This window comes from Granulicatella adiacens ATCC 49175 (assembly GCF_025150565.1).
Taxonomy (GTDB): domain Bacteria; phylum Bacillota; class Bacilli; order Lactobacillales; family Aerococcaceae; genus Granulicatella; species Granulicatella adiacens.
The window spans coordinates 69,331-87,692 of the sequence record NZ_CP102283.1 but is presented as its reverse complement, the minus strand read 5'-3'; the positions used below and the strand labels follow the sequence as shown (position 1 = coordinate 87,692).

General features: G+C 38.3%; 22 protein-coding genes and 1 tRNA gene. 8 read left to right on the top strand and 15 right to left on the bottom strand.

Annotated elements, in window-relative coordinates; genetic code table 11:
* Positions 1-52 precede the first annotated feature (52 nt).
* The 4 genes from NQ540_RS00500 to purR all read left to right on the top strand — a co-directional run bounded on the left by NQ540_RS00500 (position 53) and on the right by purR (position 4,123).
* Positions 53-1,405, top strand: a complete 1,353-nt coding sequence (locus tag NQ540_RS00500) for an HD domain-containing protein (RefSeq protein ID WP_005608032.1) — start codon at positions 53-55, stop codon at positions 1,403-1,405.
* A 507-nt stretch (positions 1,406-1,912) separates the two neighbouring features.
* Complete coding sequence (gene yidA / locus NQ540_RS00495; protein WP_005608034.1) at positions 1,913-2,734, top strand: sugar-phosphatase; 822 nt, start codon at positions 1,913-1,915, stop codon at positions 2,732-2,734.
* A 2-nt stretch (positions 2,735-2,736) separates the two neighbouring features.
* Positions 2,737-3,081, top strand: a complete 345-nt coding sequence (locus tag NQ540_RS00490; RefSeq protein WP_005608036.1) for an ASCH domain-containing protein — start codon at positions 2,737-2,739, stop codon at positions 3,079-3,081.
* Between the two features lie 214 nt (positions 3,082-3,295).
* A complete protein-coding gene (gene purR, locus NQ540_RS00485) occupies positions 3,296-4,123 on the top strand; it encodes a pur operon repressor (protein ID WP_039849302.1) in 828 nt (275 codons plus the stop codon).
* An 81-nt stretch (positions 4,124-4,204) separates the two neighbouring features.
* Here the strand turns inward: purR and NQ540_RS00480 are convergent, their stop codons facing one another.
* The 5 genes from NQ540_RS00480 to NQ540_RS00460 all read right to left on the bottom strand — a co-directional run bounded on the left by NQ540_RS00480 (position 4,205) and on the right by NQ540_RS00460 (position 8,033).
* Complete coding sequence (locus NQ540_RS00480; protein ID WP_223429384.1) at positions 4,205-5,143, bottom strand: AEC family transporter; 939 nt, start codon at positions 5,141-5,143, stop codon at positions 4,205-4,207.
* Between the two features lie 27 nt (positions 5,144-5,170).
* Positions 5,171-5,761 (bottom strand): TetR/AcrR family transcriptional regulator, encoded by a 591-nt coding sequence (locus NQ540_RS00475; protein WP_005608042.1) that lies wholly within the window; start codon positions 5,759-5,761, stop codon positions 5,171-5,173.
* Complete coding sequence (locus NQ540_RS00470; protein ID WP_005608044.1) at positions 5,743-6,459, bottom strand: MBL fold metallo-hydrolase; 717 nt, start codon at positions 6,457-6,459, stop codon at positions 5,743-5,745. The genes NQ540_RS00475 and NQ540_RS00470 overlap by 19 nt, the downstream gene beginning before the upstream one ends.
* A gap of 111 nt (positions 6,460-6,570) precedes the next feature.
* The gene (locus NQ540_RS00465; RefSeq protein ID WP_039849303.1) at positions 6,571-7,380 is read right to left on the bottom strand and encodes a metal ABC transporter permease; all 810 of its coding nucleotides are present in this window, start codon (positions 7,378-7,380) and stop codon (positions 6,571-6,573) included.
* Positions 7,329-8,033: a metal ABC transporter ATP-binding protein gene (locus tag NQ540_RS00460; protein WP_039849304.1), complete on the bottom strand. Its 705-nt coding sequence runs from the start codon at positions 8,031-8,033 to the stop codon at positions 7,329-7,331. Before NQ540_RS00460 ends, NQ540_RS00465 begins: the two co-directional genes overlap by 52 nt.
* Positions 8,034-8,195: 162 nt before the next feature.
* Between NQ540_RS00460 and NQ540_RS00455 the strand changes: the two genes are divergently transcribed.
* From NQ540_RS00455 to NQ540_RS00445, 3 genes are all read left to right on the top strand, one after another.
* Positions 8,196-8,552, top strand: coding sequence for a DUF1304 domain-containing protein (locus NQ540_RS00455; RefSeq protein ID WP_039849305.1), 357 nt, complete (start codon positions 8,196-8,198; stop codon positions 8,550-8,552).
* A 118-nt stretch (positions 8,553-8,670) separates the two neighbouring features.
* Complete coding sequence (locus NQ540_RS00450; protein ID WP_039849306.1) at positions 8,671-9,690, top strand: SPFH domain-containing protein; 1,020 nt, start codon at positions 8,671-8,673, stop codon at positions 9,688-9,690.
* Positions 9,691-9,692: 2 nt separating this feature from the next.
* A complete protein-coding gene (locus NQ540_RS00445) occupies positions 9,693-9,896 on the top strand; it encodes a type II toxin-antitoxin system antitoxin (RefSeq protein WP_005608052.1) in 204 nt (67 codons plus the stop codon).
* A 289-nt stretch (positions 9,897-10,185) separates the two neighbouring features.
* Here NQ540_RS00445 and NQ540_RS00440 read toward each other — a convergent pair whose 3' ends face one another.
* Genes NQ540_RS00440 through NQ540_RS00430 form a run of 3 tightly spaced genes read right to left on the bottom strand, consistent with a single transcriptional unit; the run spans position 10,186 to position 13,287 of the window.
* Complete coding sequence (locus NQ540_RS00440) at positions 10,186-11,310, bottom strand: PIN/TRAM domain-containing protein (protein WP_005608054.1); 1,125 nt, start codon at positions 11,308-11,310, stop codon at positions 10,186-10,188.
* A gap of 15 nt (positions 11,311-11,325) precedes the next feature.
* Positions 11,326-12,711 (bottom strand): DNA repair protein RadA, encoded by a 1,386-nt coding sequence (gene radA / locus NQ540_RS00435; RefSeq protein WP_039849307.1) that lies wholly within the window; start codon positions 12,709-12,711, stop codon positions 11,326-11,328.
* Positions 12,712-12,723: 12 nt separating this feature from the next.
* The gene (locus NQ540_RS00430) at positions 12,724-13,287 is read right to left on the bottom strand and encodes a dCTP deaminase/dUTPase family protein (RefSeq protein WP_005608058.1); all 564 of its coding nucleotides are present in this window, start codon (positions 13,285-13,287) and stop codon (positions 12,724-12,726) included.
* Positions 13,288-13,538: 251 nt separating this feature from the next.
* Between NQ540_RS00430 and NQ540_RS00425 the strand changes: the two genes are divergently transcribed.
* Entirely contained in the window at positions 13,539-14,642 is a 1,104-nt protein-coding gene (locus NQ540_RS00425) for an ABC transporter ATP-binding protein (RefSeq protein ID WP_005608060.1), read from the top strand.
* 60 nt (positions 14,643-14,702) lie between these two features.
* On the opposite strand, the gene NQ540_RS00420 is transcribed toward NQ540_RS00425, so the two are convergent.
* From NQ540_RS00420 to NQ540_RS00390, 7 genes are all read right to left on the bottom strand, one after another.
* The gene (locus tag NQ540_RS00420; RefSeq protein WP_005608062.1) at positions 14,703-15,041 is read right to left on the bottom strand and encodes a hypothetical protein; all 339 of its coding nucleotides are present in this window, start codon (positions 15,039-15,041) and stop codon (positions 14,703-14,705) included.
* Between the two features lie 108 nt (positions 15,042-15,149).
* Positions 15,150-15,237 (bottom strand) — tRNA-Ser (locus NQ540_RS00415).
* A gap of 566 nt (positions 15,238-15,803) precedes the next feature.
* Positions 15,804-15,998, bottom strand: coding sequence for a hypothetical protein (locus tag NQ540_RS00410; RefSeq protein ID WP_005608064.1), 195 nt, complete (start codon positions 15,996-15,998; stop codon positions 15,804-15,806).
* Positions 15,999-16,406: 408 nt separating this feature from the next.
* Positions 16,407-17,387 (bottom strand): N-acetylmuramoyl-L-alanine amidase family protein, encoded by a 981-nt coding sequence (locus tag NQ540_RS00405; RefSeq protein ID WP_039849308.1) that lies wholly within the window; start codon positions 17,385-17,387, stop codon positions 16,407-16,409.
* A 63-nt stretch (positions 17,388-17,450) separates the two neighbouring features.
* Entirely contained in the window at positions 17,451-17,708 is a 258-nt protein-coding gene (locus tag NQ540_RS00400) for a phage holin (RefSeq protein WP_039849314.1), read from the bottom strand.
* Between the two features lie 5 nt (positions 17,709-17,713).
* Positions 17,714-18,139 carry a phage holin family protein gene (locus NQ540_RS00395; RefSeq protein WP_005608071.1) on the bottom strand — a complete coding sequence of 142 codons (426 nt, stop codon included), beginning with the start codon at positions 18,137-18,139 and terminating at the stop codon, positions 17,714-17,716.
* A 3-nt stretch (positions 18,140-18,142) separates the two neighbouring features.
* Positions 18,143-18,358 (bottom strand): hypothetical protein, encoded by a 216-nt coding sequence (locus tag NQ540_RS00390; RefSeq protein ID WP_005608073.1) that lies wholly within the window; start codon positions 18,356-18,358, stop codon positions 18,143-18,145.
* Between the last annotated feature and the right edge of the window lie 4 nt (positions 18,359-18,362).

The window sequence follows — 18,362 nt, the reverse complement described above, 5'->3', positions numbered from 1 at the left end:
GAAGTGCTTATGATAACATTTCACAATCTAAACGAAAGAAGGAGTAAAACGAATGACAGAAGCATTCAAACGTGAAAAAGTATTTCGTGACCCCGTTCACGATTATATCCATGTGCAACATCCAATTATTCTGGAATTGATTAACAGCCGTGAATTACAACGACTCCGCAGAATTAAACAAACTGGCGCCTCTATGTACACTTTCCATACTGCAGAACATTCCAGATTCTCGCATTCTCTTGGAGTGTATGAAATCGCTCGACGCATTTGCGATAATTTTGCCAGAAATTACGCTACTCAAGAAGAAGGAGATGGCCTTTGGGACGATCGTAATCGCCTCGTAGTGCTATGTGCTGCTTTACTGCATGATGTAGGACATGGCCCTTACTCTCATACCTTTGAGAAAATTTTCGACACGAACCATGAACAAATCACTATTGATATCATCTTGTCTGAAGGAACCGAAGTGAACCAAATTTTACGTAAAGTGTCTTCTACCTTCCCACAAGAAGTGGCCAGCGTGATTCAAAAAACGCATCCAAACCCTCAAGTGGTGCAATTGATTTCGAGCCAAATCGATGCGGATCGTATGGACTATTTGCTTCGTGATGCTTATTTCACTGGGGTAAATTACGGAACCTTTGACCTAACGCGTATCTTACGTGTGATTCGTCCATATAAAGGTGGCATTGCGTTTACGTATTCAGGAATGCATGCTGTTGAAGATTACATCGTGAGTCGTTATCAAATGTACATGCAGGTTTATTTCCACCCCGTTTCTCGTGGGATGGAAGTCGTGCTAAATCACCTATTAAAACGCGCTTCTGCTTGCTACAACTCAGAATCAAATCCTTTAAAACACTCTGCAACATTCTTAAAACCTTTCTTCGAAGGAACTTGGACATTGGAAGATTACTTACGTCTTGATGACGGCGTATTAAACACATACTTCTCCCACTGGCTCTTAGAAGAAGATGCGATTTTAAGTGACTTATCCGACCGTTTCATTAATCGTCGTCCATTCAAATCAGTGCCATTTAACCGCATCAATGATGGCGCAAAAATCGACCGAATGAAACAAATCGTAGAAGCCGTTGGGTTTGACCCTGAGTATTACACTGCAATTAACAACAGTTTCGATTTACCATATGATTTCTATCGTCCAGATTCTATTAAACCAAGAACACAAATCGAACTCGTAGAACGCAACGGAAATATGGTCGAGCTTTCTCAAGTCAGCTCGATTGTAGAAGCCATTTCTGGAAAGGTTCGTGGAGATGAACGCCTCTACTTCCCTCGTGAAATGGTGACACGCGACATGCAAAACGAACTCTTTATGGACGACTACGAAGAGTTCCAAACGATCGCTGCACAATTAGACGTATTTTCGAATCAGATGAAATAACAGGATACGAGGGCGAACGCACAGGACTGAATCACTGGACCGGAGTAACGCAAGGGACTTGGCACAAGTCGTGCGGCTACTACGGGAAGTGGACGTCAGTCCTGTGAGCCCGAGTTCAACTACACAGGATGTGAGCAATCGCGTTCAGAAATGGAACGTTGGACTGGAACGCCGGAAGGAACGTGAAACGTTCTGCGGACGTTTCAGGAAACGCACGCCATTTCTGCGATTGCGAGCTCAACTACACAGGATACGAGGGCGAACGATCAGGTTTGAACTCAACTTCGCAGGATATAAGCATCATCTATCAATTACTTTTTATAAATAAAAAAACACAATATACCTTATAAGGTATATTGTGTTTTCCATATTTTACGGAGCACTCCGAAAGATTTCCGTAATGGACAAGAAGCATTGTATTTTTGCTCAGATTCTTATTTTAAAGACGTCCAATTAACCAGCTCAAAACATTACTTAACGCTATTTAACAAATTTCAAGGAGGAATTATGGCTATCAAATTAATCGCCATCGATATCGACGGCACACTGCTCAATTCAAAACGCGAAATCACACCTCGAGTAAAGGCTGCTTTAAACGCCGCAAGCGCACAAGGAGTCTATGTGGTTCTTTGTACAGGACGCCCATACCCTGGTGTAGAAGGTCTTCTTCAAGAACTCAACCTTGTGAACGACCACGATTACGTTGTGACTTACAACGGAACACTTGTACAACAAACAGGTTCGAAAAAAGCACTCGTTCGCTTCTCAATGACACATGACGACTTAAAACGCGTGAACGATTATGCTACAAAATACAATGTGCACTACCACGCTATTGACGAAGAAGCGATTTACGTTCCAACAGAAACAGTCGGCAAATACTCTATTCACGAGAGCGAACTAGTCGGCATGCCAATCGTGCACCAATTATACAAGGACATTCCAGCCGATAAAGAATTCGTCAAAATCATGTTCGTGGATGAGCCTGAAGTGTTAGAAGAATTAATTCCAAATCTTTCTGACGACTTCAAGAGTAGCTACAACATTTTCCGTAGTGCCAGCTTTTACCTCGAAGTCATTCATCCTGAAGCCAGTAAAGGAAAAGCCGTGCATCATCTAGCCGATAAACTTGGCCTTACACCCGATGAAGTGATGTGTCTTGGCGACCACGAGAACGATCGTGATATGATTGAATACGCGGGTCTTGGCGTTGCGATGGGAAATGCGATTGATTCGATTAAAGAAATCGCCAACTTCGTGACAACAACCAACGATGAAGATGGCGTTGCTGTTGCCGTTGAAAAATTCGTACTAAACAAGGAGAACTAGTCATGCTGCATGAGATGACTCTTTTCCCAAAACCGTATGCTTCCATTTCCTCCGGTCAAAAAACGATTGAGCTTCGTCTGTACGATGAGAAGCGCCAATCGATTCAAATTGGTGATCAAATTCGATTTACTAATACCGAAGATGCTTCGCAAACGACACTCTGCGAAGTGGTTGGGTTGCATGTTTTTAAAAACTTCACAGAACTGTATGAAAACCTCCCGCTACTACAATGTGGGTATACTCCAGATGACGTGGACAACGCACATCCCGATGACATGTTGACTTACTATTCAAAAGAAAAACAAGCACAATACGGTGTTGTCGGCATCGAACTCAAACGCATTTAAACTGTAAAACGGACTCACGATATGAGTCCGTTTTTAATTAACTTTTAAAGTACTTCTACATTTTGATAAGATATCTTTATAAAAATAGAACGTTCGTTTTATAAAGAGGTGTTTTTTGTGCTTTTTCCCGAATGATACGGGTTTTCGAAATTGTAATTTTCGTTATTTTATGTATAATATAAAAGTAGTTCATTCAAAGAGGGAGGACGATACAATGAAATTGAAAAGAAGTGAACGCCTTATTGATATGACACAACGTCTATTAGATAATCCACATACGTTAATTTCATTAACTACATTTACAACTTTGTACCAGTCCGCAAAATCTTCTATTAGTGAAGATATTGCTATCATTAAGAAGACTTTTGAAAAACAAGGTGTTGGGATTATCCGTACAGTCCCTGGTGCTGCTGGCGGAGTGATTTTTGTACCAAAAATCAAACGTGAACAAGCATTGGCTGCTGCGGAGAAATTAAAAGAACAAATGAACGATGCAAGTCGCTTATTGCCAGGGGGATATATTTATCTTTCTGATTTACTTGCAAAACCAAATGTATTACATGATTTAGGAAAAATGATTGCATCTGCTTACGAAGATAAGAAGATTGATGCCGTTATGACCGTTGCAACAAAGGGTGTTCCTATTGCACAAACGGTAGCGAATTATTTAAACGTTCCTTTCGTCATTGTTCGTCGTGATTCAAAAATTACAGAAGGTTCTACTGTAAGTATTAACTACGTTTCCGGTTCTTCTTCTCGTGTTGAGAAAATGGAATTATCTAAACGTACACTTCCTAGTGGATCTAATGTATTAATCGTTGACGATTTCTTAAAAGCTGGTGGTACGATTAACGGAATGCGTAGCTTAATTCAAGAGTTCGATTCAACCACTGCAGGAGCGGTTGTGTTCTGTGAATCTGGAGTGTCTAATCACAATGTGTCTGATTATTCTTCTATCATTAAAATTACAGAAATTGATACCGAATCTCAAAAGATCAAAGCTGTTTTAGGTAACTTCTTTGATAAGCATGAATTTTTATAAGATAAAATGAAATAAAGCGAAGAGCCAAATTGGTTCTTCGCTTTTTTGTGTACTCTGCAATTACCATATATGGTAATTGCGTTAAATTAGAAATAAGAATAACGACCACAATGGCAATGCTGCTAAGTAAGCAATGGTGGTCATCGTCACCACATTCGTCGCAAAATCGACATCTCCTTTAGCTTCTGCCGCTAAAATTGGCATAATCACGAGCGTTGGAATAGTCGACTGAATAATAAAGGTTTCTTTTAATAAGGGATTATCCGCTCCTCCAACAAGTAACACCAATACCATTATGATTGGAAAAATAACAAAGCGCCCTGCTAGCGCAAGTACGGTATCGCGGTCGATGCGCAATGTTCCAAGACCACTTTGCTGAAGGTTGATCCCGATATACATAAGGGACAATGGCGTTACTAAACTTCCTACTATACTAATGGAATTTTGTGCAAATGATGGAATTGGAATTCCAAACGCCACAACTCCTAATGCCACCAAGAACGCAATAAGCGGGGGCGAACAGAGGCTCTTCCACTCGATTCCTTTATTTTTAGTTCCATCAGGACGGTCAATTGCTACGACATAAGTTCCCACAGTAAAAATCGACAATGTATTAATGACGTAGTAAACCAAAAAGTACGGCATCGCTTCTACTCCAAAAAGAGAAAGATTGAGCGGCAGCCCCATAAAAACTGTGTTCGCATTCACGAATGTATTGAGCATCACTCCGCGTCTTCCAACTGGAACTTTGAACAAAACAACAGTGCCCCATGCCACGATGTATCCTAGAATCACCGTAATCAACGGATAAAGGCTTGCTCCAAAGAAGCTCACGAGTTGTTCTTTTGTAATAAATTTTAATACTGAAACAAAGATGGACGCTGGCAAAGCAATCTTCAAAATCAAATCCGCAATGCTCTTACTGAATCCTTCCTTAAACCATCCCTTGACCTGCAAGAGATAGCCGAGCGCGATGACCGCAAGTATCGTCACCATACTCGATAACGCCTGTATAATCACATGCTTGTCCTCCAAAAATAGTTATTTTTACAGATTCTTTCGATCCAACAATGTGAAGGTTAAGTAATCTGTAACAATTGTCTGCAATCTTTCGTTATATCCACAATTCCCAGAAGCGTAGTTAATCACCATTCCTTGCAAAAATAAATAGGTACCACGGACGATATTGAATAATTTCTCTTCACTGATTGATTGATGTAATACTGCTTGAATTAACGATTTTAGTATGTTGAAACTCTTCATTCTTAACTGATTAATTGGTTTTGTGACTTCGGGTAAATCAACTTCTTCCCCTTCAACAATGAATAAAAGCTGGTTAGAGCTCGCATATTGGAATCCAAACTGAATAAAATGATGGCAAACTCCTAATAATCTATCTTCTACACTCTGGTTCGATTGATAGATTTCTAATGACGTTTGATATAACTTTTCTAGTGGGGCACTGGCAACTTCAAACAGAATTTCATCCTTATTTTTGAAATAAAGATAAATAGTTGTATGAGAACATCCTGCACGTTTGGCAATTTCTCGAATCCCAACCTCTTGAAAAGACTTTTCTGCAAAAAGACTACTTGCCGCTTCTAAAATTCTATCTCTTGTTAACTGTTCTGAAACCATTTACTTTTCCCCATTTCTTGCAATGCATTCTTCACTTCTCCACCATGAGCAACAGAAAGTATAGCTTGGCTATATTCTTTCAATACTGTGTGAGCTGTTTCTAAAGCTTTCGGCATATCTGCTGTATATTCTTTCATTGGTGCGCTCAACACTCCCGCCCTGTTCGTCGTCAGAAGATCTCCTCCAATTAGTAGATTATCCTCTACATGATAATAACAGGTATGTCCCGGTGAGTGCCCTGGTGAATAAATTGCTTTGAGCCCGGCTTGTTCTAACAACTCATTTGATTCGGGAGTTCCTAATTCAATAAAATCCTGCTTTTTAAAAGTGATAGGCTCTAACTTCTCTCGACCAGGATATGGTTTTTCTCCTGAGACAAAAGGAATTTCTCTGCTGTCGATTACAATTGGAAGATTTGGTAATAGTGTTTTTAATCTTGGAATTCCTCCAATATGGTCAGAATGTCCATGTGTTAAAAATACTCCAGAAACTCTTTTCTTATCATAAAAATTACGAACAACATACTCTGCCATTCGTGGTAATAATTTAGCTAAGCCACTATCAATCAAGAAGTATTGGTTATCCTTTTCAACAACCCAAATACTAACAATGAATATCCCAATATCAAACTCGAATTTTTCAATATGTGGACTAATTCTTTTTCTCTTGGAAATTAAACGATATATCAATTGATTCATTTCAACACCTCAACTGTCAATACTAACCACTGGTTACCACGTAATATAAACTCTTTTTTCACTCAAGTCAAGAAATAAAAAAAGCCTACCAAATGATGGTAAGCTTTATTATTATGCTTTTTTACGTAAGGCACTCATAATAAATGAGATAAATAAGATTACAAGGAATACACATGTAATCGCAGCTCCTGGAGGTGCTTCGTAAATATAGGACGCTGATAGACCTGCAAAAAATCCAATCAGACTAATGATAATTCCGCCAATAATCACTCCATTAAACTTACTGCTTACTCGAAGCGCGATTGACGCTGGTAATACGATAACGGCCGATACTAAAAGTGACCCTGCGATTGGCATCATCACAGCAATCACAACACCTGTGATAATCGTAAAGAGATTCGTCATCAATCGAACGGGCAATCCCGCGGTCATCGCAGTGTCTTCATCGAATGATAGAACATAGAGTGGTTTACGGAAAATCGCATATAAACCAACTACAACAATAGCTAGTAAAATCATAATCCACATTTGTTCATTTGTAATTGTCACAATCGAACCAAATAAAAATTGATCCACACTCATCGTTGAACGCCCTTTTTGTAAGTTCATTAAAATAAGGGCAATCGCCATTCCACCAGACATCAAAATCGCAACGGTGATTTCGGAATATCCTCTAAAATACTTTCCAATGGCTTCAATAAAAATTGCAGCAATAATGACTACAATTAGTGTTGTGAAGGTTGGATTCATTCCTAGAAGAAACCCTAGCGCTACTCCGACTAAAGAAACATGCGATAAAGTATCCGCCATGAGCGACTGTCTTCTAAGAATTAAGAACAATCCAAGAATTGGCGTGATAAAAGCCATTGCTATTCCTGAGATGAATGCTCTTTGCATGAAACCATAGAAAAACATCTCCATGGAGAATCCTCCTTTCGTTGCAGATGGATATGTTTATCCACATATTGTTCAAGCGCTTCTTCCTCGTGAGTCACCATTAAAATGGCTTTCCCATGATGAGCGCATGCATGATGTAATAGATGATAGAATCGTTCTCTAGAAGCTTTGTCCATACCCGCAGTCGGCTCGTCTAAAACGAATAAATCTGGGTCTGTTGCAAAAATTCGCGCTAAACAAATGCGTTGTTTTTGTCCCCCAGATAAATCTCCGATACGCTTATGACGCTCATCCCACATTCCAACGGATTTGAGAGAACGTTCGATATGTTCGTGATCTTCTGCTGTTAATTTTTTAAACCAGCGACCTTGTTGGTATCGCCCTGAAGCCACTAATTCATAAACATTCGAAGGGAAACCTACATTAAAAGAAGAAATCTGTTGCGGAGCATACCCAATCGATAACTTCTCGCCATTACTATTTTTCTTAGCAATCACTGCTTTCCCTGTCTTTGGTGTTAGAAGTCCCAAAATATTTTTAACGAGTGTTGACTTTGCCGCACCATTTTCCCCAGTCAAAATTACAAATTGACCCGGCTCCACTGTAAAGCTAATATCTTCAAGTACTGTCTCTTGTTCATATGAGAAAGAAAGATGTTCTACTGAAATATAACTCATGACTTTCTCCTTTCTAAATCGTAGTGATTCTTTTTTATACAAAGGATAGGATAGCATATTGAGTGCACTCCGTCAATGTTTCGCTCTTCCTAGGCTTATCATTCGCTTCTGTCAAAAAAACGGGTTATACTCTAGTCTGCTTAATAAAAAGGAGGCAGACAAATGTCTATTATGATTACTATTTTAACCGCTCTCGTGGCACTGGAATTCGTGTATATTTTCTACTTGGAAACACTCCAAACGACTTCAGACGCTACAAGCCGCGTCTTCAATATGAGCGTTGAAGCATTGAAAAATACCAATATTACGACGCTCTTCAAAAATCAAGGCGTCTATAACTTGATGATTGCTGTTGGATTAGTCTTTGGATTAATCGTTGGTTCTAAAGAATTGATTGGATTCTTACTGTTTAATATCATTGCAGTAGCAGTATACGGCGGACTTACTAGCCAAATCAGCATCATCTGGAAACAAGGTGGACTAGCGATTGTAACGTTCATCTTATTACTTGTTTTATAGTTTCAATTTTATCTCTAAGAATTATTGGGAAAATTTACCAATAGTTCTTTTTTTATATTGCTTTTTAGATTTCGTAGTGATATCATTTAGATATCAAATAGACAAAGGAGTCTTTTTTATGAACGAAAAAATTTTAAAAACAAAGTCTAACGGTTTTGCCGCATTATTTTTCATTGTTCTAATGATAATTGTTGCGATTGCAAGCTTTATTTCTTCCATCGCCTTTTTGAAGAATGAAGCATTATCTGTCGTGGGTGTTCTTCTAAGTATCTTTTTATTTATTGGATCGGTCATTTCATTTGGTGGTCTGAAAGTTGTGAAACCTCAAGAAGCCATTGTTTTGACTCTTTTTGGGGATTACACAGGAACGATTAAAGATCCTGGATTCTATTTTGTAAATCCTTTTAGCGTGGCAGTGAATCCTGCTGCTAAAACAAAACTTGGTCAAAGCGGAGATGTCGATCGTCAAAATACACCAATCGCGGTTGGTAACTCAGGAATTGAAGCCAACTTAGATGCCTTTAAAAAACATATTTCCTTAAAAATCATGACCTTAAATAATTCTCGTCAAAAAATTAATGATTGCTTAGGAAATCCTGTAGAAATCGGAATTGCCGTAACTTGGAAAGTGGTTGATACAGCTAAAGCGGTCTTCAATGTAGATAACTATAAAGAATACTTATCGCTTCAATGTGACAGCGCCCTTCGTAATATCGTACGCATCTATCCATATGATGTCGCTCCAAATGTCGACACTACAGGTGATGGGATTGCCGACGAAGGTAGCTTACGTGGTTCTAGTGAAGTCGTTGCAAAACGTATTCGTGATGAAATTCAAGCACGTGTAGAAAATGCAGGACTTGAAATTATCGAAGCCCGTATTACTTATCTAGCATATGCTCCAGAAATTGCTGCTGTAATGCTTCAACGTCAACAAGCTTCAGCAATTATTGATGCTAGAAAGATGATTGTAGATGGTGCCGTTGGAATGGTTGAAATGGCGCTAGAACGCTTAAGTGAAGGAGAACTCGTAGAACTTGATGAAGAACGTAAAGCTGCGATGGTTTCTAACTTACTAGTTGTTCTTTGCGGAAATCATGATGCTCAACCAATCGTTAACACAGGAAGCCTATACTAACGATGGCTGACTTAAAGAAAAAACAAATTCCATTACGACTGTCTTCCAAATTATATGCTGCTATCGCATCATGGGCAGAAGATGATTTTCGATCAGTCAATGGACAAATCGAATACTTATTAACAGAATGTGTGAAACAAAGGAAGAAAGACGGCAAATACGTCTCTGAAACCATTGATGAACCATTTGAAATCGATATTGAATAACAAAGAGGATGGACGAAATTCGTCCATCCTCTTTTTCTATTTATTCAAATTGTCAGCAGATTGTTTATTGCTCCAACCAAAAAAATTAAGCTCTATGATTACGGAGAATCATGCGGATTTTATAATAACAGTAACGTGGTTCGCAAAAAATACGAATTAAAGGGAGTTCGGAATTTATTCCGTACTCCCTTTTTGAGCTTTTTAGGCGAGAGACACTAGGCTCGAGCCGGTGCAACGTTACCGTTATTATAAATAAATCCGCAAGGATTTGAAGTAATCATTTTGCACTTTATTGTTTAATTTTCTTTTGGCTATGCAGCGGTTTGGCGAAAATCATACGACCTGCTGCAGTTTGAAGCGCGCTCGTAACGACTACTTCAATCTCTTCATTCATATAATATTGACCGTCTTCCACGACAATCATTGTTCCGTCATCCAAGTACGCTACCCCTTGCTGACGCTCCGTTCCTTGTTTCACAACGGTAGTCTTCAACGTTTCACCCGGAATCACAACTGGTTTAATGGCTTGGGCTAAAGCATTGATATTAAATACTGGAACATTTTGGAACTCACTTACTTTGTTCAAGTTAAAATCATTGGTGATAATAATTCCATCAATGGATTTGGCCAATCGAATCAATTTGCGATCGACTTCATTGATATCATCATAATCCCCTTCGTAAATTTCTACTTGAATATGCTCTTCTTTTTGAAGGGCGTTCAAAATATCTAAACCTCGACGACCTCTTACTCGTTTTAAGCTATCCGCACTATCCGCAATGTATTGAAGCTCGTTCAATACGAATACCGGAATCACTAGTACCCCTTCTATAAAGCCTGTTTTAGCAATATCGTAAATACGACCATCAATAATAACACTCGTATCAAGCAGTTTATATTTTCTAAAATTATCTCCTGCTTTACGCTCTAACACTGGAGAATCTTCTGTTTTTTTCTTATTGACTGTGAAGACTCTTAAAATATCCTCACGACGAGTGGTTCCTACGTAAAATCCAAGATAACCAAAGATAATGCTAAGCGCAATCGGCAGCGCTTGAGTAATTGCAGGAATTTGCAAATTAGTAAACGGAAGGCCAACTAGCCAAGCCACTAATAGTCCAATCAGCGCTCCTATCATCCCGAAGAGTAAATAACTTACTGATAGTTGACTCACAATTTTTTCAAGTCTACGAATTCCCGCTAAAATTGGATCAGCAACGAAAAATGAAATACAGAATAAAATAATTGCACCTAATAAAATATTCGTTACTTGAGATGTTAGCCATTCATTTGAAATATTGAACGTTTGCCATAGACTTGGAAAGTACGTCGCTCCTAAAGATCCTCCGAGCAATACGAAAATGAATTGTAATAATTTTCTTCCGTATGCTCGAAATTTTTTGGGTTGTTCCATCCAATCCTCTCCTTTCTATTTTTCATGATTGAAGGCTTTATAAATAGCCTCTTTGACAGAAGATACACCGACAACTTCGATATTTTCAGGAATTTTCCATCCATCTAAGTTGTTTTTTGGAATGAAGACACGCTTGAATCCGAGTTTTTCTGCTTCACGGACACGGTCATAGACACGGTTTACTTTTCGAATTTCACCTGTCAAGCCAATTTCGCCGATAAAGCAATCCCCCATCTGCGTTTCTTTTTCCTTATAGCTTGAAACGATACTCATCGCAATCGCTAAATCGACTGCGGGTTCGCCCAGTTTCAAGCCGCCTGTTGATTTAAAGTAAGCATCTTGGTTTTGCAATAGAAGACCTGCACGTTTCTCAAGTACCGCCATCAAGAGCGCAACACGATTATAGTCTAGACCACTTGTCGTACGGCGTGCATTTCCAAAGGCTGTTGGGGACAATAGACATTGCACCTCGGTTAAAATTGGTCTTGTCCCTTCAAGAGACACGACAATTGCGGAACCAGTTGCGCCAGCCAAACGTTCTTCTAAAAAGACTTCCGAAGGATTGGTTACTTCATTCAGCCCTTCTTGATGCATTTCGAAGACCCCAATCTCGTTCGTTGACCCAAAACGGTTTTTCACAGAGCGAAGCACTCGGAAACTATGATGCTTATCCCCTTCAAAATAAAGAACGGTGTCCACCATATGTTCCAACATACGAGGACCTGCCAACGCTCCCTCTTTTGTCACGTGACCCACAATAAAGATGGCGATCTGATTGAGTTTCGCAAGTCGCATGAGTGTTGCCGTTGCCTCACGAACATGAGACACGCTTCCTGCAACCCCATTTGCTTGCGGATGTGTCATCGTTTGAATCGAGTCGATAATGACATAGTCTGGTTTTAAGGCTTCCACTTGCGCAACGATATCTTCTAAGTTTGTCTCCGCATAAATATAAAATCCGTCTGCTTGCATCCCAAGACGCTCTGCACGCATTTTAATTTGAGACGCACTTTCCTCTCCGGATACATAGAGAACGGTCCCTTGTGTTTGTTGTAATTCACTAGAAACTTGTAATAATAAAGTCGATTTTCCAATCCCAGGGTCCCCACCGATTAATACTAAGGAGCCTGGCACCACGCCACCACCAAGCACACGGTCGAGTTCGCTAATGGATGTTTTTACACGGTTGACGCGTTCATAAGAAACCTGGTCCAGTCGCATCGGTTTTGTTTTATGGGCTTCTTCTGACTGTTGGACTAAAGAAGGTCGTTTCGTGTTACTCGTCGTTTCCTTAAACTCTTCCATTGTGGACCAATTTCCACAGTTTGGACATTTTCCTAAATATTTTGGTGAATTATATCCACATTCTCTACATACAAAACTTGTGGCTGTTTTTGCCATATTGGCTCCTTTCTAACGAACGCCAGAAGAACCAAAACCGCCTGTACGTTCATTCATATCATTTTCTTCGTCCGTATCTGCTTTTAAGAATGGTAAGAAAATACCTTGGCCAATACGGTCGCCTTTTTTAATTTCTTTATCGAATAATCCAAAGTTGATTAATTGGAAGTAAATATGTCCTTCGTTATCTGGATTATTATAATAGTCGCTATCAACAACTCCAATTCCGTTTGGTAATACTAAAAAGTGTTTAAGTGGATTACTTGAACGGTTCGCAAGTTGTAAATATTCATCTTCTTGCATATAAGATTTAATTCCTGTTGGAACAAGAATCGGTTTTAATACTTTTTGTTCTTTTTGTAATTCTGCCTCAACCGTTTCTTTATCGGTTGTATAAATCCATTGTTTTAATTGAGTAGCAGCAAATTTAAAGATCATTTTCCAAATACTTGGTAACACAATATCTTCTGCCGCTTCAAAATCATAACCTGCCGAATGTTTTGTAGAACGTTTAGGAACATTAATTCCTTTCCCTTCATAAGCAGATATAACTTCAAATCCACGTTTTCTTTCCATTTCATCACCTTTTCATTTAAAGTTTCTACCTCTTATCATAACAAAGTTTTGGAAAGCTTGCACTCGTGTTCACTCTTTTTTTGAAAATCCTTACATTCTTTATCTTAAGATACGGTAAAAAGAATCCTTCAAATTGTATTTTTCGGCAATATGCACAAAAAACAGGATACTTTTTGTGCAATGTACCCTATCACTTTTCTATTAAAAATCGTAAACTAATAGTGTTAAAACAATGACAGGGGGAAATCCTAATGGTAGAAATGCAATTAAACCATATTCACAAAAAATATGACAACGCGGAAAACTATTCCGTAACAGACTTTAACTTACACATCAAAGATCGCGAATTCATCGTATTCGTAGGACCTTCTGGATGCGGTAAATCAACTACACTTCGTATGATTGCTGGTCTAGAAGATATTTCTGAAGGGGAATTAAAAATCGGCGACGTTGTGATGAACGACGTAGCTCCAAAAGATCGTGATATCGCGATGGTATTCCAAAACTATGCCCTATATCCTCACATGAGCGTATATGATAACATGGCATTCGGTTTGAAATTACGTAAATACGACAAAGCTGAAATTGACAAACGCGTTAAAAATGCTGCTGAAATCTTAGGTTTAGCACAATACTTAGAACGTAAACCAGCTGCTTTATCTGGTGGTCAACGTCAACGTGTGGCTTTAGGACGTGCGATTGTTCGTGATGCGAAAGTATTCTTAATGGACGAACCTCTTTCTAACTTAGATGCTAAATTGCGTGTTGCGATGCGTGCTGAAATTGCAAAATTACACCGTCGTTTAGAAACAACAACTATTTACGTAACACACGACCAAACAGAAGCGATGACAATGGCGGACCGTATCGTTATCATGAAAGACGGTTTCGTACAACAAATCGGTACTCCACAAGAAGTGTACAACACACCTAACAATGTATTCGTAGCTGGATTCATCGGATCACCAGCAATGAACTTCTTCAATGTCACATTAAAAGACGGCGTGATTACAAACGGTAAAGGTTTATCATTACAATTACCAGAAGCGAAGAAAAAACTTCTTGAAGAAAAAGGCTATGAAGGAAAAGAACTTATCTTCGGTATTCGTCCAGAAGATATCAAAGGTTCTCAAATCGCTATCGATACTTATCCTTCATCTTCAGTAAAAGCAGAAGTTGTTGTATCAGAATTACTTGGTGCAGAAACAATGCTTTATACTCGTGTTGATGATACTGAATTCGTATCTAAAGTGGATGCACGTGACTTCCACAGCCCAGGCGAAACAGTTGAATTAGCATTCGACTTAAACAAATCTCACTTCTTCGACAAAGAAACAGAACAAGTGATTCGCTAATCATCTATAATTGAAAAAGCTGACGGCTCTGATATAGAGCTGTCAGCTTTTTTGCATTTTTTACTCTTCTACTTCTTGAAACTCACAGTCAAAGCGATAGGCAAAGAATTTTTCAATCACCGATTTGATTTCATTATCACTAAGATTTTGAATAATACTATCAAAATCAATCGCTTCTAATTCTTCCTCAGTAAGTTTCTGATAAGGAGGTAAATCAGAGTACTGTCTTAATTCATCATAGACAATGAAGTCCCCGTCGATAAATGATTCAATGAGTCCACGTCTTTGAAGCAGGTAAAACAACTCTTGGTAGCTATCCCCTGTAAAACGATACACCGTCTTATCCGAATAAATTCCACAACAGTGCGTTTGATTTAAATTTAATTTTACTTTGGCCATTTATTCTCCGCCTCCATTACTCTATTAAAATGAATCTATCTAAAAAAGCAGCTACAGAACATTTACGGAACAAAACATCTATAAATGTTGATATATAAGGAACTTTTAAGGAGAAGAGGAGATTTGAACTCCCGCGCCGCTTTCACGACCTATCGCATTTCGAGTGCGACCCCTTCAGCCTCTTGGGTACTTCTCCATATTTTAAGTATAGTACGGATTTTTGCTTCAATCAATGCTTTTTTATCAATAGTGTTAATTAACTCTGCTGCTGAAACTTACAGATAAAGTAATTTTATTATTGATACTACTGTCATTCAAAATTTTTAGTTCGAAAATTGATATTCATTCATAGTTTCATTATAATAAACATACATTAGAGGTGCGATTTATCGCAGGCTCTACAGATGATATTTTTTAGAGAGGTTTTACCGGCTCTGCATAGGACACCTAAATTAGGTGTCCTTTTTTATTTTAAAACATCGCACTACTAACTCGGTTGATACTATCCATTATTAAGGTATGAATAGAAAGTCAAAAGGATAGTCAATTTATATCTATACAAAATAAAAAACCACCGACAGCTGTCGGTGGAAAAAAGGATTAGAAATATTTATTTGGGAGGATACAAAAATTACCTGGTTATATTTTTAAAGAAAAGCTCATAAAACGTTGATATAACAACATTTTAATTTTTGCAATTTTAGAAAACTGTGTATTATTTTAGACATATAGAAGGTCAAAAGGATGGTCAAAAAGCAGGAGTTACTTCTCCTGCTTTTGTAATTTTTCAGCATATTCAGTTAATGTACTACCAGTTCTTATAGTCAAGTTTTCTATTTTGCGTTCACCATTAACTAATCGACTTAAAATAGATAATGTAACGCCTGTATCTTTATTAATTCTATATTGAGTTGCATTATTTAACAGCCATTCAATTTTCTTGGTATCTACTTTCATATTATCACCTACTTAAATATAAACCATACTATTAACCCAATAAAGATAAGCCATGCGACAAATGCTTTCCAATCGAAAGGTTGCCACCCTTTTTTAAATGTTACTTTCATAATCGTTATTTTTATGATAAGATATAGGCAATCGAGAGGGGCTATTCGCCCCACTCAATCGTCCACTCGAAGAAGAAGATAAACAAGTTGAGTCTGATTTTGAAACTTTGTTTTAGCTTCATTTTGAGTGGCCTTTTTTTTGCCAATCTTCTCATATTTTTCTCCTTTCTTTATCGTTAAGGGTATCTCCCTTACATTTAATAGTATACCACTTTAGTGGTATACTGTCAACGGTTTTTATTAAATATTTTTGAGAAAATGTAAAAAATAAGCCTGCTCAATGAGCAGGCTTTATAAATTATTTAACTGTAATTAACCCTTCAGGCTCAACAGTGAAGTCAGGTTTTTCTGCCATAGTTCCATCTTCAGTGATGTAGTACCACCCATCTTTTCCTTTAATAAATGCATTTGACTCCATGAAGCCGTTGCTAGTGTTTAGGTAGTACCATTTATCCTTGTATTTAACCCAACCAGTAGCCATACTACCGTCTTCCTTGAAATAGTACCAGCTATTGCCAGCCATAAACCAGCCCGTTACCATAGCACCGCGTACGTCTAAGTAGTACCATTTGTCGCTAAGTTTAACCCAACGATTAAGCATACAATAGCCGTTTTCGTCAAAGTAAAACCACTCATTATCTACCTTGCGCCATTTGTTAGCGGGGTATGTTCCGTTGGCTTCACGATACCACCAGCCTACGCTATTCTTTTGCCATCCTTCGTAGTTTCCAGCGTCCGCTTGTAGCATTTCTTCTACTGTGTCCCCTAACGATTGATAGTACTTGATTTTCTCAATTACATAATTACGTAGCGAATCGTTGCTATTGCCATGAAGCGCTAGCGAACGCGCTGGGCAAGAAGTAGGCGTAAATTCATTATGAAAGGCGATATTTTCACTATTAGGCGTAGCTCCGTAGTATTTCATATCTTCGGACATTTGTCTAAGCGTCATGTCTTCATTTTCTAGAAATTCCGCGTCAGTAGTTCCGTATTGTTGTACGACTTCATAGCCTAGACTGTATAGATTACCTTCGTAGTTCGCTGTACTCCACGTTCCGTTATAAGTGTCTTCTACTCTGGCAATAGTATTACGACTAATGTAGTAGTGAGCGTAGCCCCTGTCAGATTTACCAGCGTTATATCGGTCTCTCAACCACCCTACATACTCTTCTGGTGTCATGCTACCAGCGTCATTATGTAAAATGTAGTATCGTGGCGCTTCTGTTGGGCGTCTTCCTGCTAGGCCGTTAAAAATTGTGTTGTTGATAATGTTAACCATATTCATATCTCCTCAAAAATAAAAGGGAACTCTTTATAGAGGTCCCTTTGTTATTTAGTTTTTTTATTGGTTGTTAGGTTGTTCGTATGTCATAGCGCGCGTGCTGTCGCTGATTCCGCTAGTTGTTGGATCGTTAACAATCCCGATAATCATTAATACAGCAAAGAGTGCATTAATGAATACTAATAGTTTGTCGATTGTTTCTCCTAGTTCTAACTTAACCCCGAATACAGCTAAAAATGTTTGCAATAAAAGCGCTAACGCTGGTACCAGCGTTAACCAAAATGCTTTATTTAATACTCGTACTTTCCAATTGATCATCATAATTATTCATCCTCTTTCTTGTTTGTAATTTTTTTAAATTTATTTTCTTGTTGTTGCCGCATTGTTTTTAGGTACGGTTTGATTGTTTCTGGGAAAGGCAATCCTATCGATTCCCAATTTTCAGCTAGTGATACTGCATAGCTAAAAATAAAAAATAGGCATGTTGTAATGCCAATTTCTCGATGCCCTAAAGCTCTAGCGTATACGGCAGTTACTATTACAACTGCACACACTAGAGCGTGCCTTAGTAGTCCATTCGTACTAGTCTTGCTATCAAATCGTTTTAGTTTAAAGGCCTTGATGTATCCAGAGATGACATCGAAGCAAATCAACCAAAACAAGATTTGAATGTATGGGCTACGCATGAGATTTTGAAGATGCATCGATAATACATGAAATTCTACATCAGATATGCTGAAATCTACCATTTACTACAACTCCATAATCTCGACAGCCGTCTCATATTTTCTGATTTCGTCATCTTTCGTAGCACTTTTTTGTTCTAAACGAGAAATCTCTTCTTGCAGATTTTGAACTTCCTGCTCTTTTTGAATTTTCTGAAATATCAACTTTTCAATTTCAGTTTTTGTATCTTTTCGTTCCTGTTTTAGACTAACTAATCTATTCTTAACTGTTTCTAATTCCATATCT